This is a genomic window from Paenibacillus oryzisoli (genome assembly GCF_050467285.1).
In the GTDB taxonomy this organism is placed as follows: domain Bacteria; phylum Bacillota; class Bacilli; order Paenibacillales; family NBRC-103111; genus Paenibacillus_E; species Paenibacillus_E oryzisoli_A.
This window is the reverse complement of the sequence record NZ_JBCMUN010000005.1, coordinates 280,289-306,455: the sequence shown is the minus strand read 5'-3', so window position 1 is coordinate 306,455 and position 26,167 is coordinate 280,289. Positions and strand designations below refer to the sequence as shown.

The 26,167-nt window shown below is 50.9% G+C and carries 34 protein-coding genes and 1 tRNA gene; 33 read left to right on the top strand and 2 right to left on the bottom strand.

Annotated features, from left to right (window positions below; all coding sequences use genetic code 11):
* Positions 1 to 157: 157 nt before the first annotated feature.
* On the top strand, positions 158 to 481 hold the full coding sequence (locus ABE504_RS07190) for a rhodanese-like domain-containing protein (RefSeq protein ID WP_430086426.1): 324 nt from the start codon (positions 158 to 160) through the stop codon (positions 479 to 481).
* 51 nt (positions 482 to 532) lie between these two features.
* Here ABE504_RS07190 and ABE504_RS07185 read toward each other — a convergent pair whose 3' ends face one another.
* Entirely contained in the window at positions 533 to 1,453 is a 921-nt protein-coding gene (locus ABE504_RS07185) for a hypothetical protein (RefSeq protein WP_430086424.1), read from the bottom strand.
* Positions 1,454 to 1,541: 88 nt separating this feature from the next.
* On the opposite strand from ABE504_RS07185, the gene ABE504_RS07180 reads away from it, so the two are divergent.
* From ABE504_RS07180 to ABE504_RS07170, 3 genes are read left to right on the top strand one after another with little or no spacing between them, the layout of a single operon-like run.
* Positions 1,542 to 2,150 (top strand): CPBP family intramembrane glutamic endopeptidase, encoded by a 609-nt coding sequence (locus ABE504_RS07180; RefSeq protein ID WP_430086422.1) that lies wholly within the window; start codon positions 1,542 to 1,544, stop codon positions 2,148 to 2,150.
* Positions 2,147 to 2,353 (top strand): hypothetical protein, encoded by a 207-nt coding sequence (locus tag ABE504_RS07175; RefSeq protein ID WP_430086420.1) that lies wholly within the window; start codon positions 2,147 to 2,149, stop codon positions 2,351 to 2,353. The genes ABE504_RS07180 and ABE504_RS07175 overlap by 4 nt, the downstream gene beginning before the upstream one ends.
* A gap of 29 nt (positions 2,354 to 2,382) precedes the next feature.
* Positions 2,383 to 4,026 carry a stalk domain-containing protein gene (locus ABE504_RS07170; protein ID WP_430086418.1) on the top strand — a complete coding sequence of 548 codons (1,644 nt, stop codon included), beginning with the start codon at positions 2,383 to 2,385 and terminating at the stop codon, positions 4,024 to 4,026.
* A 60-nt stretch (positions 4,027 to 4,086) separates the two neighbouring features.
* Here the strand turns inward: ABE504_RS07170 and ABE504_RS07165 are convergent, their stop codons facing one another.
* On the bottom strand, positions 4,087 to 4,941 hold the full coding sequence (locus ABE504_RS07165) for a polysaccharide deacetylase family protein (protein ID WP_430086417.1): 855 nt from the start codon (positions 4,939 to 4,941) through the stop codon (positions 4,087 to 4,089).
* 177 nt (positions 4,942 to 5,118) lie between these two features.
* On the opposite strand from ABE504_RS07165, the gene ABE504_RS07160 reads away from it, so the two are divergent.
* From ABE504_RS07160 to ABE504_RS07020, 29 genes are all read left to right on the top strand, one after another.
* On the top strand, positions 5,119 to 5,445 hold the full coding sequence (locus tag ABE504_RS07160; RefSeq protein ID WP_430086415.1) for a hypothetical protein: 327 nt from the start codon (positions 5,119 to 5,121) through the stop codon (positions 5,443 to 5,445).
* A 247-nt stretch (positions 5,446 to 5,692) separates the two neighbouring features.
* Positions 5,693 to 6,298 (top strand): genetic competence negative regulator, encoded by a 606-nt coding sequence (locus ABE504_RS07155; RefSeq protein WP_430086413.1) that lies wholly within the window; start codon positions 5,693 to 5,695, stop codon positions 6,296 to 6,298.
* 173 nt (positions 6,299 to 6,471) lie between these two features.
* Complete coding sequence (gene prsW / locus ABE504_RS07150) at positions 6,472 to 7,179, top strand: glutamic-type intramembrane protease PrsW (protein ID WP_430086409.1); 708 nt, start codon at positions 6,472 to 6,474, stop codon at positions 7,177 to 7,179.
* 59 nt (positions 7,180 to 7,238) lie between these two features.
* Positions 7,239 to 7,400 (top strand): hypothetical protein, encoded by a 162-nt coding sequence (locus tag ABE504_RS07145; protein WP_164716365.1) that lies wholly within the window; start codon positions 7,239 to 7,241, stop codon positions 7,398 to 7,400.
* 111 nt (positions 7,401 to 7,511) lie between these two features.
* On the top strand, positions 7,512 to 8,891 hold the full coding sequence (ypeB, locus tag ABE504_RS07140) for a germination protein YpeB (RefSeq protein WP_430086406.1): 1,380 nt from the start codon (positions 7,512 to 7,514) through the stop codon (positions 8,889 to 8,891).
* A gap of 85 nt (positions 8,892 to 8,976) precedes the next feature.
* Positions 8,977 to 9,639: a flagellar brake protein gene (locus ABE504_RS07135; protein WP_430086403.1), complete on the top strand. Its 663-nt coding sequence runs from the start codon at positions 8,977 to 8,979 to the stop codon at positions 9,637 to 9,639.
* A 65-nt stretch (positions 9,640 to 9,704) separates the two neighbouring features.
* Positions 9,705 to 9,935, top strand: a complete 231-nt coding sequence (locus tag ABE504_RS07130; protein ID WP_430086401.1) for a hypothetical protein — start codon at positions 9,705 to 9,707, stop codon at positions 9,933 to 9,935.
* A gap of 150 nt (positions 9,936 to 10,085) precedes the next feature.
* Positions 10,086 to 10,769, top strand: coding sequence for a (d)CMP kinase (gene cmk, locus ABE504_RS07125; RefSeq protein ID WP_430086398.1), 684 nt, complete (start codon positions 10,086 to 10,088; stop codon positions 10,767 to 10,769).
* A 1-nt stretch (position 10,770) separates the two neighbouring features.
* The gene (locus ABE504_RS07120; RefSeq protein WP_430086396.1) at positions 10,771 to 11,346 is read left to right on the top strand and encodes a lysophospholipid acyltransferase family protein; all 576 of its coding nucleotides are present in this window, start codon (positions 10,771 to 10,773) and stop codon (positions 11,344 to 11,346) included.
* A gap of 158 nt (positions 11,347 to 11,504) precedes the next feature.
* On the top strand, positions 11,505 to 12,782 hold the full coding sequence (rpsA, locus tag ABE504_RS07115) for a 30S ribosomal protein S1 (RefSeq protein ID WP_430086393.1): 1,278 nt from the start codon (positions 11,505 to 11,507) through the stop codon (positions 12,780 to 12,782).
* Positions 12,783 to 12,813: 31 nt separating this feature from the next.
* Entirely contained in the window at positions 12,814 to 13,878 is a 1,065-nt protein-coding gene (gene fni, locus ABE504_RS07110; protein ID WP_430086390.1) for a type 2 isopentenyl-diphosphate Delta-isomerase, read from the top strand.
* A 118-nt stretch (positions 13,879 to 13,996) separates the two neighbouring features.
* Entirely contained in the window at positions 13,997 to 14,617 is a 621-nt protein-coding gene (locus tag ABE504_RS07105; protein ID WP_430086388.1) for a YphA family membrane protein, read from the top strand.
* A 1-nt stretch (position 14,618) separates the two neighbouring features.
* Positions 14,619 to 15,527, top strand: a complete 909-nt coding sequence (locus tag ABE504_RS07100) for a YIEGIA family protein (RefSeq protein WP_430086385.1) — start codon at positions 14,619 to 14,621, stop codon at positions 15,525 to 15,527.
* Positions 15,528 to 15,533: 6 nt separating this feature from the next.
* A complete protein-coding gene (locus tag ABE504_RS07095) occupies positions 15,534 to 15,710 on the top strand; it encodes a capping complex subunit for YIEGIA (RefSeq protein WP_430086382.1) in 177 nt (58 codons plus the stop codon).
* 216 nt (positions 15,711 to 15,926) lie between these two features.
* Positions 15,927 to 17,252 (top strand): ribosome biogenesis GTPase Der, encoded by a 1,326-nt coding sequence (gene der, locus ABE504_RS07090; RefSeq protein ID WP_430086379.1) that lies wholly within the window; start codon positions 15,927 to 15,929, stop codon positions 17,250 to 17,252.
* A 13-nt stretch (positions 17,253 to 17,265) separates the two neighbouring features.
* Positions 17,266 to 17,868, top strand: a complete 603-nt coding sequence (gene plsY, locus ABE504_RS07085) for a glycerol-3-phosphate 1-O-acyltransferase PlsY (RefSeq protein WP_430086376.1) — start codon at positions 17,266 to 17,268, stop codon at positions 17,866 to 17,868.
* Positions 17,869 to 17,886: 18 nt separating this feature from the next.
* On the top strand, positions 17,887 to 18,930 hold the full coding sequence (locus tag ABE504_RS07080) for an NAD(P)H-dependent glycerol-3-phosphate dehydrogenase (protein WP_430086374.1): 1,044 nt from the start codon (positions 17,887 to 17,889) through the stop codon (positions 18,928 to 18,930).
* A 71-nt stretch (positions 18,931 to 19,001) separates the two neighbouring features.
* Positions 19,002 to 19,286 carry a stage VI sporulation protein F gene (locus ABE504_RS07075; RefSeq protein WP_430086371.1) on the top strand — a complete coding sequence of 95 codons (285 nt, stop codon included), beginning with the start codon at positions 19,002 to 19,004 and terminating at the stop codon, positions 19,284 to 19,286.
* Between the two features lie 98 nt (positions 19,287 to 19,384).
* A complete protein-coding gene (locus tag ABE504_RS07070; protein WP_126140554.1) occupies positions 19,385 to 19,564 on the top strand; it encodes a DUF2768 family protein in 180 nt (59 codons plus the stop codon).
* A 17-nt stretch (positions 19,565 to 19,581) separates the two neighbouring features.
* The gene (locus ABE504_RS07065; RefSeq protein WP_430086368.1) at positions 19,582 to 19,875 is read left to right on the top strand and encodes a 2Fe-2S iron-sulfur cluster-binding protein; all 294 of its coding nucleotides are present in this window, start codon (positions 19,582 to 19,584) and stop codon (positions 19,873 to 19,875) included.
* Between the two features lie 27 nt (positions 19,876 to 19,902).
* Positions 19,903 to 20,490 (top strand): nucleotidyltransferase domain-containing protein, encoded by a 588-nt coding sequence (locus tag ABE504_RS07060; RefSeq protein WP_430086365.1) that lies wholly within the window; start codon positions 19,903 to 19,905, stop codon positions 20,488 to 20,490.
* Positions 20,491 to 20,520: 30 nt separating this feature from the next.
* The gene (locus tag ABE504_RS07055; RefSeq protein WP_430086362.1) at positions 20,521 to 20,868 is read left to right on the top strand and encodes a 2Fe-2S iron-sulfur cluster-binding protein; all 348 of its coding nucleotides are present in this window, start codon (positions 20,521 to 20,523) and stop codon (positions 20,866 to 20,868) included.
* 23 nt (positions 20,869 to 20,891) lie between these two features.
* Positions 20,892 to 21,641: a hypothetical protein gene (locus ABE504_RS07050; protein ID WP_430086359.1), complete on the top strand. Its 750-nt coding sequence runs from the start codon at positions 20,892 to 20,894 to the stop codon at positions 21,639 to 21,641.
* Positions 21,642 to 21,936: 295 nt separating this feature from the next.
* On the top strand, positions 21,937 to 23,415 hold the full coding sequence (gene spoIVA, locus ABE504_RS07045) for a stage IV sporulation protein A (RefSeq protein WP_126140549.1): 1,479 nt from the start codon (positions 21,937 to 21,939) through the stop codon (positions 23,413 to 23,415).
* A gap of 252 nt (positions 23,416 to 23,667) precedes the next feature.
* Complete coding sequence (locus ABE504_RS07040; RefSeq protein WP_126140548.1) at positions 23,668 to 23,940, top strand: HU family DNA-binding protein; 273 nt, start codon at positions 23,668 to 23,670, stop codon at positions 23,938 to 23,940.
* Positions 23,941 to 24,080: 140 nt separating this feature from the next.
* Positions 24,081 to 24,154: transfer RNA gene (locus ABE504_RS07035), tRNA-Pro, on the top strand.
* Between the two features lie 83 nt (positions 24,155 to 24,237).
* Positions 24,238 to 25,164 (top strand): phosphatase PAP2 family protein, encoded by a 927-nt coding sequence (locus ABE504_RS07030; RefSeq protein WP_430086356.1) that lies wholly within the window; start codon positions 24,238 to 24,240, stop codon positions 25,162 to 25,164.
* 129 nt (positions 25,165 to 25,293) lie between these two features.
* Positions 25,294 to 25,515 (top strand): trp RNA-binding attenuation protein MtrB, encoded by a 222-nt coding sequence (gene mtrB / locus ABE504_RS07025; RefSeq protein WP_126140594.1) that lies wholly within the window; start codon positions 25,294 to 25,296, stop codon positions 25,513 to 25,515.
* Positions 25,516 to 25,629: 114 nt separating this feature from the next.
* Complete coding sequence (locus tag ABE504_RS07020) at positions 25,630 to 26,163, top strand: hypothetical protein (protein WP_430086353.1); 534 nt, start codon at positions 25,630 to 25,632, stop codon at positions 26,161 to 26,163.
* Positions 26,164 to 26,167: the final 4 nt, after the last annotated feature.

Genomic DNA, 26,167 nt, shown 5'->3' with positions numbered 1-26,167 from the left:
AATTGTCTAAAAGTAATCTTTAAATCATGCTTGCCCTTAATCTTAATGCATCAAACGGGAGAAATCAATAACCGATTGCTTGAATTTTCGCCTCTTTTTACGGTATGGTAGGGAGGAAACGAAAGAGCGGGTTTTGATCTGCGGAGGAGGATGAGAGATGGACGTAAAGAGCATACATCCGGCGGAATTTCTGAAAGCTTTGGCGAATCAGACGATAGACCATGCCGGCGTTATTGACGTCAGAGAGCAGCATGAGTGGGACTACTATCATCTGGAGGAAGCGAAGCTTGTACCCATGGGGCAAATCCCTTACCGGATGGGGGAGCTGCCGGAGGACAAGCCGATTTATGTCGTGTGCGCGCATGGCGTTCGCAGCTACCGTGTGGCGGAGTATTTGCTTGAGAACGGCTTTGAGGACGTTATCAACGTCGACGGCGGCATGGCGGCCCTGGCTAGTCTGAAAGGATTTCAATACGATTAACAACAAAGAGCAGCTTGTCCGGACGTGTCCGAAACGAGCTGCTCTTTGCTGTTAATTGACACTCAGGAAAAACGGCAGTTGCGGAAGCGTTTCGTTCCCATACCATTTCGCTTTGCTTTTGACGAAGTCGCCCGCTCTGACGGCATTCGTGCTTAGCAGCAGGTCCATTGTCTGATTGACGTCGTTCACATTCAGCTTCTTGGCTTGGCCGTTGGTGATAAACTCATCGATGCGCGCAGTCAAATCTTGCGGATAGAAAGGAACAAACGACTTATTATTCAGAAGCTTCGTGGAAATATACACATTTTTCACGTTCAAATTCATAGCCCGCCATTGATCCAGATTCGCCGTGTTCGCCGGATCGAAGTATTCGATGTCGGGATCGAGTGTGCCATTCCAAGCGAGAATGGCTTCAAAGTAATTTTTCTGCGCCGTCAAACTCTGCGTCTTGGCTTCCAGGAAGTAGGGATCCTTTTGAATAGAGTCCAAGAGCTGCGCCTGACTCATGCCATTGGCTTTGGCTTGAAAGCTGCCGAGGGCATCGGAGAATAGCTTCAAGCTTTTTAAATAACCTTGCAAGGACTGAACGAGCAGGGGCGACGAAGCGGGCATCGTTTTGCCTTGCAGCGCCGAATATTTCTCGTCGGCAATCTTGCCCAGCTCCTTGAGCACTGCAGCGCTGTCCGTAGCGGCATTGCCCGCCTCGAGTTGACTCATCTGTTCGAACCATTTATTCTGAAATTCCCTAAAGGGTAAAAAGATGGTATGGTAATAAGATACGAGCACTTGTTGATCGTAGGCTCCGACTTCCGGTGCCGCCGCTTTGTCGGCGTGAATGATTTTATCGTATTTTTCATCGGATTTGAGTTGACCGAGCTTCAGCCCGTAGAAGAAGGCCCCCAGGATACAGACCAGCATAAAGATAAACATGAGTGCGAATAAATAATCGGTGCGGGTAAGACGCTTATCCATAGTTCAAGCTCCTTGTTGTCTCTTTTATTTACCTAGTATAGGTGATCCGGAATTAAAAAGGAATATGTGTGGAAATGAGGCGGCTTTTTTGAAAAAATTCGATTTTAAAAATTTCCGCATCGGGAAAGTCGATATGAACGAGTTAAACGACCGCGTCCTGCTGCTTAATCTTTACTTTACACAGCTGCTTACCCTTATTATCGGACTGGCGCTGGTATTTTTTCAGAGCAATTTGAAGTTATTTTCGATGTTTACCATCACGGGTGGCTGGAAAATTGTGATCTGGGGCCTACTGTTCGGCATTGCCGTGCTCGGGTTCGACCTGCTCATCTCCCGCTGGGTTCCGAAAGAAGTTGCGGATGACGGCGGCATTAATCAAATGCTTTTCGGTAACCGTCCGATTTGGCACATTGCTCTTATTTCCTTCATTGTTGCCATGTGTGAGGAAATCTTGTTTCGCGGGGCGATCCAGCACGCTTGGGGACCTTACTGGACGAGTATTTTGTTCGCAGCCATTCATGTTCGCTATTTGCAGCACTGGCTTATGACGGGGATGGTTTTCTGCATTTCCTATGGCTTAGGTTGGATTTATATTCATACAGGAAGCCTATGGACACCGATTATTGCCCATTTTATTATTGATATGGTAATGGGTTGTATACTTCGGTTCAGCAAGGAGGAAGAGCAAGCTTCATGAAGGAAAGTGAATTCCAGAGCACCCCGCTGCGGTCGAGAACGCGGCATGAGGCATCGAAGGATGAGACATATTTACCGCCTCGCGGGACTGTGCATCCTTCCGAGAGAGGCAAATGGACGGCGCGATTTTATTTGGCCCTTGTTTGGCTTTTCGTGGCTTTAGTAGCCGGACTGACCTTTTGGGGAATCAAGAACTATTATTAGAAATCGAGGTGCTTGCCATGGGAGAAGGAATGGCATCGAGAAGAAAATTCAAGCTTCATCTGCTGCTTGTTAGCGTGATGATGGCGGTCGGTCTATTGCTTGTGGCCAAGCCGTCTTACGCGCTCAGCTATGGGTACTTAGCCTATCCGCAAGGCAATGTTGGACTGGTGCAGCCCGAGATTGGAATAAGCCTGGAACTCAGCGAGGGTATCACACCGGAAAGCTATCAATTTTATTTGAATAATAAAGAAGTCAGCGCCCACTACGACCCCGTATCGGTCAAATTTACATATACACCGCCCGCAGACTTAGCTCCAGGCGATTACAACGCCCAGCTCGTGCTCAACTACAGCGGTTATCAGCCGGTTTCCATCAGTTGGAAGTTCACTGTTGCTAAGGACGCCGTCAAGCAAACGACGACTGTGACCAAAGAGCAGGAAGACGGGCTGCGCGCCATCAACGATTACCGGACCAAGCTGGGGCTTTCCACGATAAAATGGAGCGATGCGCTGGCGACTGCCGCGCAAAAGCACGCCCAGTATCTGGCGCTGAACAAGATTGATCCGATTCGGACAAACGTCTCCTTGCATGACGAGGACCCGGCGCTTCCGGGCTATATTGGCAAAACGCTTCGCGAACGTGTGGAGTTCATCGGTTACGCGCGTTCCAGCAGTGAGGATGTCGCGTACACAGAGTCCTCGTTAGTCGAAGCAATTGATAGTCTCTTCGATGCGCCATATCATCGTTCACCGTTCCTGGTGCCGACATTAATCGAGATCGGTCTCTATAAAGAAGGCAACTACGACGTCGTCGAGTTCGGATTCGCCGAGAATGCGTCGCCGGAGATGATCGTTTCCCCGGGATCTAATGATGTCTACGTGCCGATTGCCTTTGACGGGCACGAGACACCGGATCCGATTCGTATGCATAAGGATGCTTCCTACCCTGTGGGATATCCTATCATGGCGGCGCTGTACGGCTCCGATATTAAGAGCGTCAAGGTGGGGCAAGCCACTTTGAAAGATGAGTCAGGCGCAACAATTCCTTTATTAACGAATGATGCGGAAAATGACGATCATTTGGACAACGAAGTGATTTTGCTGCCTTCAAGCCCCTTAGCGCCTGACTCCACCTATAAAGTGGACATTTCGCTGAAAGCGACGATGGAGAACGGCGACGAAAAAACATTCACCAAAGCCTGGGCGTTCCACACAGAGCCGCTGGAAGGAATCGGCGTACGCAAGCTGCATCAAAACGCGATCGAATACAAGCTGTTAATGGGCAACTTTGGCTTGAACCGCTCGCATACGGTTTCGATCGGACTGAACGGCAGCACTTACACGCTGGATCAAATCTCGTATCCGCTCACGCAAAAACCTTCGCTGATAGACGGCTCATCGTATCTGTACATTCGTGATTTGGCCGCGGCGCTCGGTGCCACCGTCAGTTGGGACGATGCGGAGAAGGCGGCGATTTATGTGAAAAAAGGGACGACGATCAAATTTTTCACGACGCGCGATGCGTACAGCGTGAATGGCGTGGAACATTCGACGTCCACGCCGGCGAAGCTGGTGAATGAACGGACGATGATGCCGGTGCGGCTCTTGTCCGAAGCGCTCGGCGCGAACGTAACGTTCGATGACACTACAAAGACGGTGCATATCGCCTACTAAACGAGAAAAGAGACTTGCCCTGCCGGCCGATCCGGCAGCAGGGCGAGTCTCTTTTTGCGATTAGCGCATTTCCAGCTCGATGGCACCCGGATCGACGAAGGAGTAGCCTTTTTCCTCAAGCTTGGTCAGCAGTTCATCCAGCGCCGATACAGTCCATGGCAGTTCATGCATGAGAATGTTGCTGCCGCTGTGAAGCTGCTGCATCACGTTCTCAATGACTTTTTTCGGGTCATTGTTTTTGTTCGTCATTTCCCAATCCAGCGAGCCGTTGGACCAGGTCATGTAGAGCATCTTCTCGGATTTGATCTTGGCTTTCAAATAATCGTTGCCGGAGCCGAATGGCGGGCGGAAGAACTGCGGCTCAACGCCGATCAGGCTCTTGATGATGGTTTGCACGTCGTCAACCTGCTTGTCGATTTTCTCATTCGTCATGTCTTTCAAATTATCGTGGTCCCACGCGTGGTTGCCGATATAATTGCCGTTGTCATACACGAGCTTGACGAGCTCCGGCTTTTGCTTGATGCGGTAGCCGTTCATAAAGAAGATCGCTTTCGCCTTGTGCTTATGCAAAATATCGATCAAGGACTGATTCATCTCCAGTTCCTTCGGGCCGTCATCGAACGTCAGCAAAATCACTTTTTTGTTGCCCGCGGGATCGTTCGGCACGATGTCATAGTTTTTGTTCATATGATACGTCTTCGGCACTTCGACAGGCGCAGATGGCGTCGGCGAGGGGGAAGGCGTAGGTGTCGCCGTCGGCGTCGGGCTCGGCGCCTGGGAAGGCAGCGGCGTGGCGGTCGCCGCGGATGTGGCCGGCGCAGGAGATACAGCGGAAGTCGTTTTAGCGGGATCGGCTGAGCAAGCAGCCAGCACAAAGGTAAGCGTTACAAGCATAATCGCGGCTTTAGATTTCATTTCAGCGTCTTCTCCTCAAATCCAGTAAATAGTCACGCCCATTATCGTACCACACTTCATGGAGAAATTCTCTGCGACTGGCTTCCCATGTTTTCCTAGCAGGTCATCGCGTATGCCTTCTCTACATCCCGTACAACCTATGAAGGATTCCTAATACGTATCATGGAGGGAGAGCCAATGAAACTAGGTACATTTTTGCTCGGCGGAATTGCCGGCGCCGCTGCCGTTGTGTATTTGAATCGTAAGAGCAAATCGATGCTGTTTTCCGCCTTCAGCTCATCCAACAATTCGATGGGCAGGATGATGGACAAAGTGGACAAAGCGAAGGATTCCTTTATGAGCAAGTCTCATGAATCCAGCACTGCGAAGGCGTTCAACTCCGCGCCGGCAGCTTCGGGCGGTCTCGATCAAGTGGAAAAAATCGTGAAAGAAGATGCGCATTTGAAGTCAACCGTGAACGAAATTTTAAATGAAAACAAGATGAACAGCACGGCTTTTCAATAAGCTTGCCCTAAGCCACGCAGTCCGGCTGTTCGCACAGCCGGCTGTATTTTTTAGTTTATACATAACTTGCACGTGCATTTGCCAGCAATTAGTGATAACATGATAGGTAACAAGGAGGAAGAAGGGATGCCCGTCCATTTCTGACTTCTTGGTTCACATTTTCATCTTACCGACATATTCTGTTAATAAGATGACCATGCTTTCGATGCATGCTTTCCCGCAGGAAAGCTCAAAGGAGGATCCTATCATGAAAATAGAACGCTTAAGTCAGGATAAGATACGGATTTTCCTAACATTCGATGACTTAACTGAACGCGGAATTCAAAAGGACGATATGTGGAGAGAAATTCCGAAAGTGCACGACTTATTCAGCGAAATGATGGATCAAGCTTATTCCGAGCTCGGATTCGACCCGTCCGGCCCGCTTGCGGTAGAAGTGTTTGCGCTTCCTGCCCAAGGAATGGTTGTTATTGTGACCAGAGGAAAGCTTGATTTGTATGCGAGCTCTGACGCGTACGACGATCAGGAAGCAGAAGAAGTGTACGAAATGGAAGTGACGCTTGAGCAAAGCGATCTGATTTCATATGCGTTCAAGGATTTTGAAGATCTGCTGCGTGTTTCCAAAGTAATCAATCCCCTTTTGATGGAGGGCGGTACCCTCTATTCGTACAAAGGGAAATATATTTTACAGCTCGAGCCGGTTGAGCTTGAAGATGCCAAATATCAGGCGCTGATTGCGGTCTTGTCCGAATTTGGCGAAGCGGCTTCCGTCACGCAAGCTGTATTAGAGGAATATGGCAAAACGATTATTGCGGACGACGCCGTCAAAGTGCTTTGCCGTCATTTCAAATAAGCACGTTCTTTTTAAACCAGAATGGAACAAGCATCTCCAAAAACATCCGTTTTTGCAGGTGCTTGTTTCCTTTTCCAGAAATCCGGACGACAACGCTTCAGTCAAATGCATAGCAAAGTGGGAAGCGAACGTTTATAATAGGGATACATCTGTCAACAAAGGGGGAAGGGCTGATGCATATAATGCCGATTGTCATGGCAGCCGTAGCCCCGGGACTCGCACTGCTCTCGTATTTTTACTTGAAAGACCGCTATGCGCCTGAACCGATTCACCTGGTGATTCGCATGTTTGTTTTCGGCGTACTGCTCGTTTATCCGACTATGGTTCTCCAGCAGGCGCTGATCCAAGAATTTGGAGAAGGTACGTTGGTTTCGTCCTTTTTCTTATCTGGCGGTGTCGAGGAGTTTTTGAAATGGCTGATCCTGTACCATATTATTTTACGGCACGAAGCCTTCGACGAACCTTATGACGGGATCGTGTACGCCGTTGCAGTCAGTCTTGGTTTTGCTACGCTTGAGAATATCATTTACGCGTTCCTGAACGCTTCTTCGTTTTCCGCATTATTGATGCGGGCGCTTCTGCCGGTTTCCGGTCATGCGCTGTTTGGCGTGATGATGGGCTATTACATGGGCAAAGCCAAGTTTTCGCCGAATCACAGATACCGTTATCTGTGGTTGTCCATGCTGCTGCCGATGCTTTGGCATGGCGGGTTTGACTACATTTTGCTCGTGTTCAAAACCGGTTGGGTCTGGGTCATGCTTCCGTTCATGGCGCTTCTCTGGATTCGTTCCTTATGGCGGGTGAATCGCGCCAATTCGTATTCCCCGCTTCACGTCGTTACGGTGGAAGAGAAGATTAAGATGAACGAAATTGGGTCATAATAACACTAGAGAGGTAAATCCTGTTAATCAATTCGCAGGCTGCCTGAAAGGTGGAATTTATGACGACGCTGTCACCCCGTGTAAAAGTGAAGATCCGCTGCCGCATGTGTGGAGAAAAATTTGTGCTGCGCGGCAAAAGAGAGAAGGACAAAATCGAAACCGGTTTTCGGCAATGTATTTGCAGCAACGAGCACGATTTTGAAATTGAAACGGATGTGTAGCAAGAGGCTATTCTTTCAGAATAGACCTCTTTTTTTGTCTCCTTTTCTGCATAATCCTGTCTTCCCGCGCAAAAACTAAGCGCAAGATTAGGGATGGAAAGGAGCAGCAGTGTGTATAAAAGACTAAGTATCGTCATGTTTCCATTTTTGGTTATTGCTCTGATCGGGGCGTGCGTCTGGGGGTATCTGGAACACCAGGAGAAGAACACGATTCTGATTAAAGCCGAGAATCAGTATCAGCGGGCCTTTCACGATCTCTCCTTTCACATGGACAAATTACATACGGAGCTCGGCAATACGCTGGCGGTGAACGAGACGTCTTCCTCCTCTTACCGGAAGGGACTGGTCAACGTCTGGCGCCTGACCAGCCAAGCGCAGAGCGATATTACCCAGCTGCCGCTGATGCTTTTGCCTTTTAATAAGACCGAGGATTTTCTTGCGAACATGGCGAATTTCTCGTACAAAATGTCCGTGCGGGATATGACCAAACAACCTCTGACACAGGAGGAAGTCAAAACGCTGAACACACTTTACGGTCATTCGTCGGAAATTACGCAGCAAATTCGCGGCGTTCAAGAGAAAGTCATCGCAAACAATCTACGTTGGATGGATGTGGAGTCGGCGCTCGCTTCCGAGAATGAAGTGCATGACAATGCGATCATCGACGGTTTTACCATTGTGGATAAAAAGGTCGGCGCTTACGACGAGTTGAACTGGGGAACGTCCGGCGTGACTGTGTTTTCCAAGCGCGATGTGAAAATGCTCTCCGGCAACGAGATGACGGCGGATCAGATTAAGCAAAAAGCGATCCAGTTTCTTGGCGTTAAGGATTCGCCCGGCATTAAAGTCGTGCAAAACGGAGGCAATGCGCCGGAGCATCAAAGCTTCAGCGTTGTTGTGCCAAGTCCGGATAAAGCGCAAGCGGATATTCAACTCGATTTTACGAAAAAGGGCGGTCATCTCGTGTACTTCATGAAATCGCGTGATGTGCCGTCGGCGAAATTCAACTTGCGTCAAGCGCGCGACGTTGCGAACGAATTTCTGGACCAGCACGAGTATAAGGATATGAGCGCGGTCAGCTATGACCAGTATCAGAACCTGGCAACGATCCATTTTGCGAAACGGGAAAAAGATGTGACGATCTACCCGGAGCAGCTCACCGTGAAGGTGGCGCTGGATAATCTGGAAGTGATGGGCTTGCAAGCGACGGAGTACATCTATAGTCAGAAGAATCGCGAGATCGGCCAGCCGAAAATGAAGGCGGACGAAGCGCGGAAGCAGCTCAGCGCCAATATGAAAGTGACGGGTCAGACGCTGGCCATCATTAAAAACGATTTGGATGAAGAAGTGCTGTGCTACGAGTTCATCGGCACGATGAATAAGAACATTTACCGTATCTTCATTAACGCGGATATGGGCCTTGAAGAAAAAATTGAAACGATCCGGCAGGAGCAGGCAAGAGCCGCTCAGGATCAGAAAAAGTCGATGTAAGGAAGCGGGGGGATGCCCCTGCTTCTTTTTTTAGTGCGAGGCGAAGTCAGCTCGTGATATAATCGAGTCATATTATGTCGCGGGGGTGCGAATTTTGCTGCCTAATGTCAACCAGATTTTACATATGCAAACGAATTCCATTGATGAAGAAGAATCCAAAGTAGAGTATAAAGCGAGAATTACCGATGTAACAGCCGAATCAATTCTGATCGAGATTCCAATCAATGAGAAGACCGGCCGCTTGAAGAAGCTGTTCCAGGGCGATGAGATCAACGCGTTTTATTTGTCCCAAGACGGGGTCAAACACTACTTCTCAACGGTTGTGACCAACTTCCGCGAGGATGTAATTCGTCAAGTGGAGCTCCGGAAGCCGGAGCTGGATGCGATTACGCAAGTGCAGCGCCGCAATTTCCTGCGGGTGTTGGCCGAGCTGGAGATTGCGGTCAAAGTGTCGGATCAGCTGCAATTTATCGGTGTGACTGAAGATGTCGGCGGCGGCGGAATTTCCTTTGTTTGTGAAGGGAATATCCCTATCGGGCTCGGCTCCAGTGTGTCCTGTTGGCTGCTCGCGCCGTTCAAGAATGGTTTGATCGAGCACATCCCGTTCGTCGGAGAGGTGGTGCGCGTGAAGGCGCTAGAGACCGGCAAGCAGCTTGTGATGTTGCGTTTCTCGGAAATCGCGGATCGCGAGCGGCAAAAGCTGATTCGCTTCTGCTTTGAACGGCAGATGGATTTCCGCAAGCGGTAAGGTTTGGCGCTTCGCGGGAAGGGTATACTGCTATGCATAATGACGATGCTGGCAGGTGAAGTGCAATGTCGAAAGATGCGGAAGAAAAGTCGAAAACGTACGAGCAGTTGTTTGTGCAATTCTCGGCAAGGGTCGAGAAGGTGATCATTCGAACGGCAATCGCTTGTTTGACGCTGCTGATTATCGTGCAGGCGCTGCTGCAAAATACATACATTCGAAGGCATGTGACCCGTGTGGAACCCTTGGAAGGCCAGCCCTATATACCCGCTCCAGCCCCTTCCAGGAAGGAACCTTAAGGGGTGGCGCGCCTTCATGGGCCAAACCCAGGTTTTGCATATAGACGGGTAGTGTGGTATAATTTCTAAGGAACTAGCAGGCAAGTGCCTGCTTTTTTTACTTAAGTTTGTAAGCAGGCAGTCAGCAATTCGTTAGGGAGGAACAGCGGCTTGGATAAGTTCAATATTGCCATAGATGGTCCAGCTGGAGCCGGTAAGAGCACCATCGCGAGGCTAGTCGCCGGAGCGCTTGGTTTTGTTTACGTGGATACAGGGGCCATGTATCGGGCAGTAACGTGGAAAGTGCAGCATGAGGGGCTGTTACCCGAGCAAGAAGATGAAGTAGCCAAGCTTGTGAATCGGATGGACATCAAGTTGATTCCGGGCGAAGGCGGGCAGCAGGTATTTGTGGACGGCATCGATGTGACGAAAGAAGTTCGTTCAGCAGCGGTAACGACCCACGTCTCCCTGATCGCAAGCTATGCGGCCGTGCGCCAATCGCTTGTCGCGCTGCAGCAGCAGATGACGAAGTCCAAAGGCGTTGTTATGGACGGCCGGGACATCGGTACGCACGTCATACCGGATGCCGAGATTAAGGTGTTCTTGACTGCTAGCGTATCGAAACGGGCGGAGCGCCGGTTTAAGGAGCTGCAGGAAAGCGGCACTGTCACCATGACGCTGAGCGAGCTGGAGCAGGATATTGCGCGCCGTGACCAACTGGATGAAGCCAGAGAAATTTCGCCGCTGCGCCGTGCACATGACGCTGTGCTGATGGACAGCACTTCCATGACGATCGAGGAAGTTGTCGAGGAAATCCTTGGACTTTGCAAGGACAAAGTCGGAGGTGGCAAATAAGATGCTTTACCGCATCGGAAGAATGTTGTTTCGTCTGTTTTTCGGCTTGTTTTTTCGATTGCGTGCAATCGGTGTGGAGAATGTTCCTGCACAGGGCGCAGTCGTGCTGTGCGGTAATCATACAAGCTTGCTGGATCCTCCTATTTTAGGTACGCCGCTTCGGCGGATGGTTCATTTTATGGCCAAAGCCGAGCTGTTCGATATTCCTCTGCTCGGAACCTTGATTGCAAAAGTCGGCGCGTTCCCTGTCAAGCGCGGCGGCGTAAGCCGCGAATCGATCCGATTGGCTGTACAATTGCTTAAAGACGGCAATATGCTTGGCGTATTCCCCGAAGGCAGCCGCAGCAATGCGGGCGGCATGGGGAAGAAAGGCGCAGCTAGCCTCGCGCTGAAAGCCGGCGCAGCCGTTGTTCCGGTTGCAATTATCGGCAACTACAGCATTTTTCGCCGGATGACGATCGTTTACGGCAAGCCGCTTGATCTGAGCACGTATGCCGGGGCAAGCTCGGAAGATTTGGAACAGGCGACAGAGGTCATTATGAAAGAGATTCGTCGCTTACATGCCAGTTACAAGTAACAGGTGCGGGGATGTATGGAATCGAGCCCTTGGAATTATACTATCCATATCGCGTTAGTCACGTCCATTGTTTGAAACAGAGTAGATGTCTTCCATTTGCTTTGTGACTTATAAATTCTTTTATTTAAGTTTTGGTAGTCAATTGAGGAGGGTAATCCATGTCAGAAGAAGTAAAAGTTCAAGATCAAACGCAAGAATCTCAAGAGGCGGTTTCTCAAGAAGATGCCGAGCAAGCGCTGAACAACGTGCCTGTACTGAAAAGAGGCGCAACGGTGAAAGGTAAAATCGTGAAAGTGGACGCCGATCAGGCTTTGGTTGACATCGGTTATAAATATGATGGCGTTATCGCGGTTCGCGAGCTGGCTTCCGCTGAGCTTGGACAAGAAGTGGAACTGAAAGTGGTTTCGATCAACGACGCGAAAGAAACGCTTGTTCTTTCCGCGAAGAAGGTTGTCGACAACTCCAAAGCATGGGAAACGCTGCAAGGCCAACTGGACAGCAAAGAAATCATTGAAGCAGCTGTTACAGAAGTGGTTAAAGGCGGTCTGGTTGTGGATATCGGTGTTCGCGGTTTCGTTCCGGCTTCCATGGTTGAGCGTCAATTCGTTGAAGATTTCTCCGACTACAAAGGCCGCACATTGCGCCTTCGCGTGAAAGAAATCGACCGCGAGAAAAACAAAGTCATCCTTTCCCAAAAAGATGTATTGGATGAAGAATACGAAGCAAACAAAAAGAAAATTATCGAAGGTCTAGCCGTTGGTCAAGTACTCGACGGAACGGTTCAACGTCTGACGCAATTCGGCGCATTTGTTGACATCGGCGGCATCGACGGTTTGGTACATATCTCCGAGTTGGCATGGCACCATGTAGCTCAAGCGTCCGACGTTGTCAAAGAAGGAGACAAAGTTAAAGTACAGGTACTGAAGCTGGATCCTGCCAACGACAAGATCTCTTTGAGCATTAAGGCTACGCAAGAAGGTCCTTGGGCACGCGTTGAGCGTGAGTTCAACGGCGGGGACATCGTTACGGGAACGGTTAAACGTTTGGCAGCTTTCGGCGCATTCGTTGAAATTGCTCCTGGTATTGAAGGCTTGGTGCATATTTCTCAAATCGCACACCGTCATATCGGCACACCGCATGAAGTGCTGAAAGAAGGCCAAGAAGTTCAAGTGAAAATCTTGGAAATCAATGCAGGTGAGAAACGCGTAAGCCTGAGCATCAAAGAAACGGAAGAGGCGCCAGAAGCTCCTGCAGCACCTGCGGCTTCATCGAAACCGGAAAGAGAAAGACAACCAAGAGGCGATCGTGATCGCGGCAACAGCGCGAGCCACCAAAAAGAAATCGCGGGCAACGAAAACGTGTCGCTTAACAACCAAGGCATGTCTTTGACACTTGGCGAGCGTTTCGGCGACAAATTGTCCAAATTCAAAAACTAATCGGATTCCCATTGCTGAGGAGGACATCGATATGCGCATCTCACGCAAAATGGAGCATGTCCATTACGCGCTGGAGCTTGGTCAATCCCGCCGGCAAGGCTTAGCGGACATCAAGCTTGTGCATAACTGTCTCCCCGAGTCATCTATGGATTCCATCACATTAGCTACGACAATCGGCGATCTCGTTATGAGATCGCCGATTTTAATTAATGCGATGACCGGCGGGGCTCATGAGACAGCACGCATCAATAAGGAGCTCGCCATTCTCGCGCGGGAAAAAGGGCTGCCGATGGCCGTCGGCTCCCAAATGTCGGCCATTAAGAACAGCGAGGTCGCGTCGAGCTATCAGGTGGTGAGGCAGGAAAACCCGAACGGCGTCATTTTCGGAAATTTGGGAAGTGAGGCGACCGTCGAACAGGCGCTGCGGGCGGTCGATATGATCGAGGCGAACGCTTTGCAGATTCATTTGAATGTGATGCAGGAATTGATCATGCCAGAGGGCGATCGCGGTTTTGAAGGCATGCTGAGCAGGATTGAAGCGATTGTTCGTCATGTGTCCGTTCCCGTTATCGTCAAGGAAGTCGGATTCGGCATTTCACGTGACAACGCCAAGCAACTGCAGGAAATCGGCGTACGTATGGTGGACGTTGGAGGCTATGGAGGCACGAACTTCGCTGCTATCGAAAATGCTAGACGGCCGGCCTCATCTGCGCTGGATTGGCTGAACGATTGGGGGACGCCGACCAGCATGAGCTTGCTGGAGACGCTGTCTGTGTACCCGCGCGGGGCTGTTATTGCCTCCGGCGGGATTACGAATGCTTTGGAAGCCGCGAAGGCATTAGCTCTGGGCGCTTCGGCTGTAGGCATGGCCGGTGTCTTTCTGAGCGTTCTGCAGAAGGAAGGCACAGAAGCATTGCATCGGTTGGCAGATGACCTGCATCAAGGACTCATTCTTATTATGACCGCATTAGGCGCACGTACGATCGAAGCGTTAAGCGAATGTCCCGTCGTGATTAGCGGGGAAACCGCCGCTTGGTGCGAAGTGCGAGGGATCGATATCACCTCATATGCCAGACGTGGAAATCGGAGTAAATAATCAATTTATTGCCATACTAAGGATCAGTAAGGGCTTCTTTCCGAATTGGAACGAAGCCTGAAGATCCGAGGGAGCGGAGCGAACGGACTGTACGCTTCCGGGGCAGGGTGGTTGGATTATGAACTCCGGTTATTTGTCGTTCATTCTAATGAGCATCACGTTGATCTTGTTGGCCAGCGGCTGGAAAACGCTGTATGTCGGCGGCGTTTCACATCAACGCTTGCTTCTTTTTTTTGCCTCATGGATCGTTAGCGCAAGAGTAACGGTGACGTTGGAGAATGTTCATGTCAGGCTGGTGTATGCGCTGATTGCAGCCGTGAGCCTCATTATTTTATATAGGGCACAAGGAATTATTCACAAAGTGCATCTGCTCTCCATTGGACTCTTGCTAGGTTCGTTGCATTTTTTGCTGCAGCAGTTGCTGGAGATGGATCCGATTCTGATTATCCGTAATCCGGCCTGGGAATCCGCCGCCATCATCGCTGTCGTTGCCATAGCGTTGCAGCGGAATTGCTGGGAGCAATTCGCTGCCATTTCAGTGGGCTATGTGCTAGGAGATCTGTACCAGGCAGGTATCCGCGAGATTGACGGCTACCACCGTTTAGGCTACGCAACGTTTCAGGATCAATGGTGGCTGTCCATATTCCTCGCGCGCACGCTTACGATTGTACTGCAAGCGACTTATGCAGGCTGCAAATCCTTGGTACGAAGTCTATTTGAACGAAACGGAGGCAGATAGCATGATGGATTGGTTTCTGGCGCACCGGTACACCGTTGGGATTGTAATTGGCGTTGTGCTTGGGATTGTGGCGAGGTTAAATATGCTGCGGACGGATTACCGGCAGTATCCGACGTATCCGCACGGGAAAATCATTCATATTTCGCTCGGTGTGATCGCCGCCGGGTTGGGCGCTGTAGCCGTTCCAGCGCTGCTCGAGAAAAACTATACGGCGGTGACGTTCCTCACGCTTGCGGCGCAGCAGTTCCGCGATGTGCGCAATATGGAGCGCCAAAGCTTGAGCAAGGTCGACGAGCAAGAGCTCGTCCCCAGAGGTGCTACCTATATCGAGGGCATCGCCATGGTGTTTGAAGGGCGCAACTATCTCGTCATTTTGACGGCATTCCTGGCATCGCTGTTCAGCATTGTATTCCCTTGGTATTGGGGAATTGCAGCAGGTGCGGCTTCGATCATGGTGTCGAATCATTTTAAATCCGGCAGCAATCTGGCGGAAGTGGCTGACATTGAGCCTGTGCCTATTCGGATTGAGGGACCTGACGTTTATGTCGGTTCTGTCTATATCATGAATGTCGGTCTGGAAGACAGTCGTCAGAAAATCATGCAGCACGGCCAAGGGTTTCTTCTGAAGCCTAAAAATCGCAACGCCCGCGTCACCTTGTCGCATATCGGCCAGCGGCAGGCAATTATGCACGACATCTCCACGCTCTTGGGCGCGTATCGCGACGAAGGAGAGCCGTCACTGCGCCAAATGGCGAAGCTCGATATGGACTCGGGAGCGGTCGGGCTGCTGCTGCTGCTGCAGGAAAAAGATGAAGCGAAAACGCTTACGGCACTGCATCGCATCCCGGTGCTGGAAAGCGCAGTACGTATGCCGTCCGAAGCTGGCGTTAATGCAAGGGAAGGAGGTTGAAGCTCTATGGCACAGATTATGGCCGTCGTGACGATGGAGAAGGAGCGGGTAGGAGGCGGGGCGCCGATCTTCGTGGTTGATAGGGAAGAGGAGCTTCAACGGCTCTCTTTTCTGCTTGAGAAAACGCTCGATGCGAACGCTCACGACTTGAAAAACGGCACGATGATTTTGGTAAAACACTGATTTTGCCAAAAGTGATAGGGCGTGTCTGAATGCTCCGAGGGCCGCAGATTTGGCCGAATTTTCGTTCGATGCAAGGAACTTTTGTGAAGGCGTACNNGGTGAAAGATGCCCCTGAGCGGGTTTTCAGACACGTCCTAGCCAAGTCGTTCCTTTTTTGTTATGATGTAAGTTGCGTAATTTTCCATGGCAGCATGGAAGTCGAAGGAGTGAAGGAAATTGGCTAGACCCGTACTTGCTATTGTAGGCCGACCGAATGTCGGCAAATCCACCATTTTCAATCGAATCGTAGGGGATCGGCTTGCGATTGTAGAAGATAAACCAGGGGTGACTCGCGATCGTCTTTACGGCGTTGGCGAATGGTTAGATACATCCTTCTCCGTCATCGATACCGGTGGTATTGAAATTGACGGCGAAGACGCGATTATGAAATCCGTGCGCGTTCAAGCGGAGCTTGCGATTGAAGAAGCCGACGTCATTGTGTTCATGGTCGACGCCAAAGCGGGCGTTACCCCATCGGATGAAGAGGTTGCCCAACTGCTGTTCCGATCGAAGAAATCTGTAGTCCTCGCCGTCAACAAAGTGGACAATCTGGCGCGGCAGGACGATATTTATGAGTTCTATTCCCTGGGCTTCGGCGATCCGGTCGCAATCTCGGGCTCGCACGGCATCGGCATCGGCGACTTGTTGGAAGCGGTATGCCAGTTGTTCCCGGACAAAAAGGACGAGGAGTATGGCGACGAGGTGATCAAGTTCGCGTTGATCGGCCGTCCGAACGTCGGGAAGTCGTCCATGACTAATGCGATTCTAGGCGAAGAGCGCGTCATCGTCAGCGATGTGGCGGGCACGACGCGGGATGCAATTGATTCACCGTTTGAACGCGACGGACAGAAGTTTGTTATTATAGACACAGCCGGTATGCGCAAACGCGGCAAAGTTTACGAGAACACGGAGAAGTATAGCGTGATGCGGGCCATGAAGGCGATTGAACGTGCAGACGTTATCCTCGTTGTCATTGACGGCAAAGACGGTATTATTGAGCAAGACAAGCATATTGCCGGTTATGCGCATGAAGCGGGGAAAGCGGTTATTATCGTTGTTAATAAATGGGATATTGTGGAAAAAGATGATAAAACGATGCAGCATTTTACACAAACGATTCGCGATCATTTCTTGTTCCTCAGCTATGCTCCGATTGTTTTCGTCTCGGCCAAGACGACGCAGCGCTTGCACAAGCTGCTGCCGGTTATTATGCAAGTGGCGGAGAATCATGCGCTTCGCGTGCAGACGCATCTGTTGAACGATGTCATCTCCGATGCGGTCGCCTTTACACCGCCGCCAACGGATAAAGGCAAACGCCTGCGAATCAACTATGCGACGCAAGTTGCCGTGAAGCCGCCGGTGTTCGTTCTGTTTGTGAACGAGCCGGAGCTCATGCATTTCTCATATGAGCGTTATCTCGATAACAAAATTCGCGCTGCCTTTGGCTTCGAAGGGACGCCGATTCGTATTTTGAGCCGCAGAAAATCATCGGATAAAGAATAGGAGCTGTTGCGCAATGCTATCCATCCTTGCCATTGTTGCAAGTTATTTGCTGGGTTCCGTCAGTTTTAGTTACTTATTTGGCAAATGGTTCAAAGGCATCGACATTCGCAAGCACGGAAGCGGCAACGCAGGCGCGACGAATACGCTCCGTGTGCTTGGCAAAGGGCCGGCGATACTCGTGCTCCTTTTGGACGGCTTTAAGGGCGTCGCTGCGGTGCTGCTCGGCGTATGGGCGGCATCGGGGCCGGACCATATATGGATTCGCGTCCTCTGCGGTCTCGCAGCGATTATCGGCCATAACTGGCCGGTGTACTTCGGGTTCCGGGGAGGCAAAGGGATTGCGACGACGATCGGCGTGATGGCGACCCTGGCGTTCCTTCCGACCCTGATTGCCGGCATCACGGCGATTGTGATTATTGCGGTCACCCGATTCGTCTCGCTCGGTTCCCTCATTCTTACAGCTCTCTTACCTTTCTTGCTTTGGGGAATGGACCGGCCGGTACCGATTGTGTGGATTAGCATTCTGCTTTGCGTGTTCGCCTTCATTCGTCATCGTACGAATATTGTCAAGCTGATTCAGGGGAAAGAGAACAAGCTGGGTCAGAAAAGAGCTTAATGCGTCAGGAGGAATCCTATGTTAAAGAAAGTTTCGGTTCTTGTAGCGGGAAGCTGGGGGACGGCGCTTGCTTCCGTCTTGGCGGAAAACGGACGGCATGTGCTGCTCTGGGCACGCAACGAAGAGCAAGTGCAGGAAATTAACGATAAACATACGAATCATCGCTATGTCAAAGACGTGGTGCTTTCGCCGCTTATCAAGGCGACCTCTTCCTTGCAGGAAGCCGTGGAGGATGCCGACGCGGTTGTCATGGTCGTGCCTTCCTCGGGCATGCGGGATGTCGCTTCGCAGATTCGGCCGTTTCTCAAGGCGGACGCGCTGCTGATTCACGCAACGAAAGGGTTCGAAGCAGGCTCGCTCAAACGCATGAGCGAAGTGATGGCGGAAGAGCTGCCGGAGTGCGATCCGACGCGTTTTGTCGTGCTGTCCGGACCGAGTCATGCGGAGGAAGTGGTGCTGAAGCGGCCGACGACGGTCGTCGTGGCGGCCCAGGATTTGCAGGCGGCCGAAGCCGCTCAGGACCTGTTCATTAACGGGTATTTCCGCGTGTACACGAATGCGGATGTCACAGGCGTCGAAGTCGCCGGCGCGCTGAAAAATATTATCGGGCTCGGCGCCGGCCTTACCGACGGCCTGAGCTTTGGCGACAACGCCAAAGCGGCGCTCGTGACGCGCGGCCTCGCGGAAATCGCCCGCCTTGGCACGGCGATGGGCGCGAACCCGCTGACGTTTGCGGGTCTGGCGGGGATCGGCGATCTCATCGCCACCTGCACCAGCAAACACAGCCGCAACTGGCGGGCGGGCAACCAGATCGCGCAGGGCATCCCGCTGAGCCAAGTGCTTAGTGACATGGGCATGGTCGTCGAAGGTGTGAAAACGACGAAAGCGGCATATGAGCTGGCGAATCGTTTTGAGGTGGAGATGCCGATCACCCGCGAATTACATAACGTGCTTTTCGAGGATAAATCGCCGCGGCTGGCGGCCATGGATCTCATGGGCCGGGTGCGCACGCATGAAATGGAAGAACTTCCGAGCGACACGCTCACAAATGGATGGAAGTAGCCTACACCAGATCTTCTCCGCATTCATACTATACCTTATAAGTGGTTGTCATTTATAGGGAGGCGGAAGAAGTGGCAAATAAGGACTTGTCGAAAGACGTTCTGAATGTGGTGAAGAAAAAAACGGGGAAATCCGTGACCTCGAAAGATATTGAAAAATTGGCGAGCGGCGTGAAGCCGTCGACGATGCAAAGCGAGACGCAATTGCGGCAGTTAATCAAGCAAGTGTCGGGCCTCGTCAATGTGAAAGTATCCGAAGAAACGGTGAACGATATTGTGCAGGCTGTGAAGAGCAGCAAGCTCGATACGAACAACATGCAGCAATTGATGAACATGATGCTAGGTAAGAACAAGTAAGCATAAGGGAAGCTAGCTTCCCTTATGCTTTTTTCTTTGTTGTGTGCTATACTTACAGGTGATCTATTTTTACAATGGTTACATAAGGAGTTAAGACGATGTCAAGTATGGACAAAATGTGGGCCTCGTTAGTGGCCATGGGACTCATGGTTGTCGCCTGTGTGCTCATTACCTACGCAAGAACGAGAACAACCGGCGTATGGCGCGGGATTTTATCTTTTATCGCCTTTATTCTGTTCGTTCCGATTATAATCCTTATGCTGCTGTCGATGTTCTAGCTGGAGGGATAAGCGAAATGTTGGTATTGAAGACGCGCAAAGGTCAGAAGGAAGTTGCCGTTGAGACGGGCCTGACCCTGCTTGACCATGCGCTGAAGGAAAATGTGGAGTGGGGTTTCTCCTGTACGCGAGGAACGTGCGCGCGCTGCCGCTGCTATGTGGCGGAAGGCCGTGAACTGCTGGCGCTGCCGACGGAGGCGGAGGAAGATCGGTTGGAGCCCGAAGAGCTTGAACAGGGCTTCCGATTGGCCTGCCAATGCGTTGTGAAGCAAGAGGGGAACATTTCCGTGACCCATAAACCTTATTTTTAAAATGATAGTTTGAAAGGTGTGGGCATTGTGGATTTGCTGGAGCCTATTCTCCCTGCGATCTCGGTCATTTGTACAAGGCTGCAGCGAGATCACGGCCTGCCATGGTTAATCGGGGGAAGCTGCGGGCTGCTGATGCAACATGTTGAAATCGGCAGACGTCCAAGAGACCTGGACATTTATATCGATGAGGCGGCCGTCATGCCGGTGCATGAGCGCTTAAAGCCGTTTGCAATGGATACGCCTTGCTTCAGCGAGTCACCGATCTACGCCTCCAAGCTAAGCCATTATGCGATTGAAGGCACGGCAGTTGAAGTGGTCGGCGAATTCCAAGTCAAGGCCATGGCATCCCATTACCAGGTGGAAGTCGCCTATCTCGCGGAGCACCTTGCTCAGCGAGTATCGATAAGCGGCGTAGAGATCGGCCTCATGCCGCTCGCTCACGAGCTGCTCTTCAATGTACTGCGCGAGCGTCCGGACCGATACGAGCCGATTGCGAAGGCGATGATGGCAGATCCGGAGAAACACCGGCCCGCGCTAAACGCCCTATTGCACAGGAATGCGTGGAGCCACGATTTTATGGAACATTTGGAGCAAGTGCTGGGGGCGAAGCTGTAACAACCGGCATGCTGCGGAGAAGGTGAACGGATGAAGGGGACAGAGGTGCATTTCCTGCCCGACGACAAGCGTATCAGCGTGAGAGCTGGAACGACGCTGCTGGACGCGGGGCGCAGAGCTCGGGTGAACATTCGGACGCGCTGCGACGGTAAGGCAGCTTGCTTAATGTGCAAGGTGCAGGTGCATGATCAGAGCGGCCTCGCGCCGATGAATGTGAATGAGCGGTTGAAGCTCGGCACGCTGGCGGACGACGGAACGCGTCTGGCGTGCCAGGCGCGTGTGATCGGCCCCGTGCAGGCCATCGTGCCGGAAGATCCGCTGAAAGCGGCCATACGTGCGCAACTTGCGCGGCAAGCGATGGATGACGATCTATTTTAACAAGAAAAAGTAAGGATGAACACATGTTGAAAAGAAGAGTAGACAAACGGTGGTCGGTGCTCGCGCTGCTCTTGCTGGCCATGCTCACGATAAGTGGGTGTATGTATCCGCAGGAGCTTCGCAAAGAGAATCAGATCAATCCCGGTGAATTTATCACGGTGGTTCAGCAGGCGATTGACACGTATCATAACAAAACCGGCGTGCTTCCGATCAAAAACAGCGAGATGGATACGCCTTTATATGAAAAATATGTCATTGATTTCGGCAAGCTGCAAAAATCAAATCTACTAAGCACAGTACCGGCCAATAGCTTTGAGAGCGGCGGTATTTTCATGTATGTGCTGGTGGACCCCGAGACGAAGCCGACGGTGAAGCTGATGGATCTATCGGCCTATCAAAGCGTCGACGACGTGCAGCAGAAGATGAACGATTACATCGTGAAACACGGCGGCAATCAACCTGAGGGCGTTGCGATCAATGAGTCGTTCAATTATGTAGATGTGACGAAGCTCGGTCTGAAGGCGAAAGAGATCAAGTCCGTCTACGATCGGAAAAACCTTATCTCGTACATCGTCAATAAGCAGACGGGCGAGGTGTCCATCGATTATGCCATGGATATTAACCAGGTGGTGCAAAGCGGCGGCTTGGCGAATACGTTGAAGCCTGGCGAGGATCTGCGCCATATTCTGGTTGAACAATCCTATTTTGTACCGATTCGCAGCACGGCGTACGTCTGGAAGAACAACCAGCCAATGCCGGTAGCGCAGCCTTAAATGATGATAGATAAACCTTCTATGTTCCCTCTGGAGCAGGAAGGTTTTTTTGTTGCGGGGAGAATAACGGTTCTGCGGCAATCATATATTCTTTCAATGTGGTGAGTTTTTGGTTCAGGTGAACGTCTGCCTGCCGGTGTGCTTCATAAAAATATGAGCGAAAAAAAGTTGGTTCGCATCTATCATATTTCTATCGAAAGTACATATATTTCTTACTAGTCCAAATGAATGTACGAGTAGTCAATTGTTACCGTCTCTAGCGTCAGTTGACGACCAAACTGTAGGAGGGATTCTCTTGGAGAAAGTGGATATCTTTAAGGACATTGCAGAACGCACAGGAGGGGATATTTACCTGGGGGTTGTAGGCGCAGTCCGCACAGGCAAATCAACCTTTATCAAACGTTTTGTGGAATCTGTAGTGCTTCCTAACATTCAAAGCGAAGCGGATAGGATCCGGGCTACCGATGAACTCCCGCAGAGCGCTGCTGGCCGCACGATCATGACCACGGAGCCGAAATTCGTTCCGAATACGGCGGTGCAAATCTCTGTGGCTGAGGGGCTGAACGTGAACGTTCGCCTTGTGGATTGTGTCGGTTATGCAGTCGATGGCGCCAAAGGCTATGAAGACGAGAACGGACCTCGCATGATTAATACGCCATGGTTCGATGAGCCGATTCCGTTTCAAGAAGCGGCGGAAATCGGAACGCGCAAAGTCATTCAAGAGCATTCAACATTAGGCGTTGTCGTTACGACAGACGGCACGATTTCGGATATTCCGCGCTCGTCCTATGTGCTTGCGGAAGAACGCGTCATTAATGAACTGAAAGAAGTCGGCAAACCGTTCATTGTGATCATCAACTCGCAAAAGCCGAACAGTGAGCCGGCGTTGGAACTGCGCAGCGAACTGCAAAGCCGTTATGACGTGCCTGTGGTGACGATGAGCGTCGCGAGTGCAGGGGAAGAGGAAATGGTTTCCGTGCTTCGTGAGGTGCTCTACGAGTTCCCTGTGCATGAAGTGAATGTAAACCTGCCGAGCTGGGTGATGGTGCTGGAGGAAAAGCACTGGCTGCGCTCGCAATTCGAAGCTTCCGTGCGGGATACGGTTCAAGATATTCGTCGTCTGCGCGACGTGGACCGCGTGGTAAGCCAGTTCGCCGACTACGAGTTTATCGATAAAGCGGCTCTTGCTGGGCTCAACATGGGGCAAGGGGTTGCCGAAATTGACCTCTTCGCACCGGATGAACTGTACGACCGCATTCTGATGGAGGTTGTCGGCGTCGAGATTCGCGGCAAGGATCATCTCCTCCAGTTGATGCAGGACTTTACGCACGCGAAGCGGGAGTACGATCAGTTCGCCGAGGCACTTGAAATGGTTAAAACGACCGGCTACGGCATCGCGCCGCCAACGCTGGCGGAAATGGCTTTGGATGAGCCGGAGCTCATTCGCCAAGGCTCCAGATTTGGCGTGAGACTGCGGGCGACTGCACCTTCCATTCATATGATTCGCGTTGATGTCGAGTCGGAGTTCTCGCCGATTATCGGCACCGAGAAGCAAAGCGAAGAGCTGGTGCGCTACTTGATGCAGGACTTTGAAGACAACCCGCTGAAAATCTGGGAGTCGGACATCTTCGGCAGATCCCTGCACTCCATCGTGCGCGAAGGCATTCAAGGGAAGCTGGCGCAAATGCCGGACAATGCCAGATACAAGCTGCAGGAAACGCTCGGACGCATCATCAACGAAGGCTCCGGCGGACTTATCGCCATTATTCTTTGACCATAGATCGATTAAAAAACACTCGAAAGAGTGTTTTTTGTCGTAAAATAGCAGATTTGCACACAGATTATGGAATTTGATACTTGAAATTGACTACTAAGTATATTACTATGAATTTATTCGTCTGCTTTCAAGAAGTTATTTTACTAGCAAAATCAACGTTTTTTCTGAGGTTCATGTATAATTTCCGAAGAAACGGTGAAAACAGGAAGTAACAGGAAGCGAGATTTATCTTAGGGGGAGGTGAATGGCATGAATAAATCTGAATTGATTAATAAGGTTGCTGAAACCTCTGAGCTTTCCAAGAAAGATGCAACGAAAGCAGTTGATGCTGTTTTTGACGCAATTTCCGAAGCACTGCAAAGCGGGGACAAAGTTCAACTGGTTGGATTCGGAAACTTCGAAGTTCGTGAACGTTCCGCTCGTAAAGGACGTAACCCACAGACTGGTGATGAAATCGAAATCCCGGCTAGCAAAATCCCTGCGTTCAAACCAGGCAAAGCGCTGAAAGACGGTATCCAATAATTTGCGGGTACTTCGCGATATTTTTGTTACATAAGCATAAAGCCGTAATCGCTTTCGAGCGGTTGCGGTTTTTTTATGATGGTGGAAATTTCTTTACAATTTCATCAACTGATTTTATAATTACAACAGATTACATCTGGCGGGGTATGGCGCAGCCTGGTAGCGCGCACCCTTGGGGTGGGTGAGGTCGCACGTTCGAATCGTGTTACTCCGATTAGAAGAAGACATCGTATGGGCGATGTCTTTTTCTTTGGTCCAAGAAGCGGGCATCAAAGAGAAAGATATGGGGGAAGAACATTGATTAGTGGAAAGCGGCTTGACTATGTAAAATCATTGGACTGGACGATGTATGGCACGATCGCTTCGATTTTCCTGATTTGGCGGATCGGGACTGTCGGCAACTGGAGCTCCGAGTGCTGGCTGCTGCTGCTGATCTGCTTGCTTGGCGTTCGCAGGGACCAAATTGATGTGGATTGGAAGCGCTTTTTTCTGTTTGGCATTCCACTGCTTGGCGTCTTTTATTACTTCTATGGCACAGGCAACGGCTTCTGGTGGAAAATTGCGAACTGGATGTTTGAGAATAACCGTCATCCATGGCACTGGGATTCATACATGAACGCGATCCCGCTGAATACCGGCGGCTGGGCAAGATGGATCGCCAATCCGTTTCTGGATCGCGCGATGGTTTGGATTTATAATTACGGTTTCGTACTCTCGCTCTGGATTTGTATCGTCCGCAGCTTCTGGACGCGCAGCATCAAAAAAATGCTGTCGTATGCACTGTCAGGCCACATGCTGCAATTTCCGCTCATTTTGCCGTTCTACAACTTGATTCTGCTGCACGAGGTCTGGTACGTGAACAAGCAGCCGGATCTGCTGCACCGCGTGTTTGCGGATGAGAACTCGCTGCTGGTTGCGGTGATGAACTGCTTCCCAAGCATGCATACGTCGATTTCCTTTGCGATGCTGCTGCTGGCGCTGCGGGAGAAGGATCGCATTTTCAAGACGATGATGGTGACCTACTGTGCGTCGATCATCTTTTCAACCTTGTATCTGCAAATCCACTGGCTCATCGATGTGTTCGCAGGCATGCTGTTCGCCTACGGCACTGTGAAGCTGTCCGATTTGCTGATTCGGGTGGCTACGAACCGGGCGCTGCCGGCCAAATTCAAACGCTTTTACGCAGCCAAACGTCCTTCCGCATCGGCCAAAGCCTCAATCTAAGATGGGGTAAGGCGGCTTTTCACAAGATCAGGTTGACTTTAGACGCCTTTTTTTGGCATCATTAGCATAAGCGTCTGTGTGAGGGAAGAACGGAGGATTACGATGGATCAATCGAATAAAACGAATCAAATGAATGCGAATGGCAACGAATATTTCGTGATCAAAGCCAAAGACAACGGCGTGCATGTCATCGGCTTGACGCGCGGGCAGGATACGCGGTTTCATCATACCGAGAAGCTGGATAAAGGCGAAGTGATGATCGCGCAATTCACTGAGCATACCTCCGCGGTCAAGGTCAGAGGCAAGGCCGTCATTATGACGAAATACGGCATTGTGGATACGGAAGAATAATAATCGCAGGATAAGCGGACAAAGCAGGCATAGCCTGCTTTTTTTCTTTGTACAATGGTGTATAGGGCTTGTTATGCGGGCGTATCCTGCAAGCGAGGACAAGGAGGTAGGGACATGAAGTGGACCATGCGTATTGTTCTGACGATCGGAATTTCCACGGCGATGGCGCTGGGGCTTTCCATGCTGTCCAAGATGGAGCTGAATACGGCGAGCAGCTCTCCATATACGTGGTCGAGCCACCGCGGCGGCCAGCTGACGGATAATAATTTGGCGGATATGCTCGTGCAGGTTCCGCTGCAGATGCGCATACGCAAAGTCGAGCTCAGCATGTCGCGGCTCTCTCTCGACCTCAGCCTTCCGAAAAACGCCGATACAGTCACAGTCTATCGCGATCTGTATACACTCTCGCAAGCGATGCTGAATCAGACGAAAAACATCGATCAAGTTTTCGTGCGCGTTATGGATTATTCCAGCGGCTCTGATGCGGCATCTTCTCAGCTTGTGCTTGCCATGGTTGCGCAACGTGAGTTTGGAAAAGATATGGAGAAGCGTGCCGGCGACCTCAGTCTCATTCAACTCGAGCAGGAGCTGCAAAATCGGTTTCGGATCACCTACACATCCAAGTGGCAGCAAAAATATCCGCTATAATTAT

Excerpts from the sequence above, each read along its gene's own strand:
- ABE504_RS07190 (WP_430086426.1), top strand. The coding sequence starts at position 158 with ATGGACGTAAAGAGCATACATCCGGCGGAATTTCTGAAAGCTTTGGCG.
- ABE504_RS07185 (WP_430086424.1), bottom strand. The coding sequence starts at position 1,453 with ATGGATAAGCGTCTTACCCGCACCGATTATTTATTCGCACTCATGTTT.
- ABE504_RS07175 (WP_430086420.1), top strand. The coding sequence starts at position 2,147 with ATGAAGGAAAGTGAATTCCAGAGCACCCCGCTGCGGTCGAGAACGCGG.
- ABE504_RS07170 (WP_430086418.1), top strand. The coding sequence starts at position 2,383 with ATGGCATCGAGAAGAAAATTCAAGCTTCATCTGCTGCTTGTTAGCGTG.
- ABE504_RS07165 (WP_430086417.1), bottom strand. The coding sequence starts at position 4,941 with ATGAAATCTAAAGCCGCGATTATGCTTGTAACGCTTACCTTTGTGCTG.
- ABE504_RS07160 (WP_430086415.1), top strand. The coding sequence starts at position 5,119 with ATGAAACTAGGTACATTTTTGCTCGGCGGAATTGCCGGCGCCGCTGCC.
- ABE504_RS07155 (WP_430086413.1), top strand. The coding sequence starts at position 5,693 with ATGAAAATAGAACGCTTAAGTCAGGATAAGATACGGATTTTCCTAACA.
- prsW (WP_430086409.1), top strand. The coding sequence starts at position 6,472 with ATGCATATAATGCCGATTGTCATGGCAGCCGTAGCCCCGGGACTCGCA.
- ABE504_RS07145 (WP_164716365.1), top strand. The coding sequence starts at position 7,239 with ATGACGACGCTGTCACCCCGTGTAAAAGTGAAGATCCGCTGCCGCATG.
- ABE504_RS07130 (WP_430086401.1), top strand. The coding sequence starts at position 9,705 with ATGTCGAAAGATGCGGAAGAAAAGTCGAAAACGTACGAGCAGTTGTTT.
- ABE504_RS07120 (WP_430086396.1), top strand. The coding sequence starts at position 10,771 with ATGCTTTACCGCATCGGAAGAATGTTGTTTCGTCTGTTTTTCGGCTTG.
- rpsA (WP_430086393.1), top strand. The coding sequence starts at position 11,505 with ATGTCAGAAGAAGTAAAAGTTCAAGATCAAACGCAAGAATCTCAAGAG.
- fni (WP_430086390.1), top strand. The coding sequence starts at position 12,814 with ATGCGCATCTCACGCAAAATGGAGCATGTCCATTACGCGCTGGAGCTT.
- ABE504_RS07105 (WP_430086388.1), top strand. The coding sequence starts at position 13,997 with ATGAACTCCGGTTATTTGTCGTTCATTCTAATGAGCATCACGTTGATC.
- ABE504_RS07100 (WP_430086385.1), top strand. The coding sequence starts at position 14,619 with ATGATGGATTGGTTTCTGGCGCACCGGTACACCGTTGGGATTGTAATT.
- ABE504_RS07095 (WP_430086382.1), top strand. The coding sequence starts at position 15,534 with ATGGCACAGATTATGGCCGTCGTGACGATGGAGAAGGAGCGGGTAGGA.
- plsY (WP_430086376.1), top strand. The coding sequence starts at position 17,266 with ATGCTATCCATCCTTGCCATTGTTGCAAGTTATTTGCTGGGTTCCGTC.
- ABE504_RS07080 (WP_430086374.1), top strand. The coding sequence starts at position 17,887 with ATGTTAAAGAAAGTTTCGGTTCTTGTAGCGGGAAGCTGGGGGACGGCG.
- ABE504_RS07070 (WP_126140554.1), top strand. The coding sequence starts at position 19,385 with ATGTCAAGTATGGACAAAATGTGGGCCTCGTTAGTGGCCATGGGACTC.
- ABE504_RS07065 (WP_430086368.1), top strand. The coding sequence starts at position 19,582 with ATGTTGGTATTGAAGACGCGCAAAGGTCAGAAGGAAGTTGCCGTTGAG.
- ABE504_RS07055 (WP_430086362.1), top strand. The coding sequence starts at position 20,521 with ATGAAGGGGACAGAGGTGCATTTCCTGCCCGACGACAAGCGTATCAGC.
- ABE504_RS07050 (WP_430086359.1), top strand. The coding sequence starts at position 20,892 with ATGTTGAAAAGAAGAGTAGACAAACGGTGGTCGGTGCTCGCGCTGCTC.
- ABE504_RS07040 (WP_126140548.1), top strand. The coding sequence starts at position 23,668 with ATGAATAAATCTGAATTGATTAATAAGGTTGCTGAAACCTCTGAGCTT.
- mtrB (WP_126140594.1), top strand. The coding sequence starts at position 25,294 with ATGAATGCGAATGGCAACGAATATTTCGTGATCAAAGCCAAAGACAAC.
- ABE504_RS07020 (WP_430086353.1), top strand. The coding sequence starts at position 25,630 with ATGAAGTGGACCATGCGTATTGTTCTGACGATCGGAATTTCCACGGCG.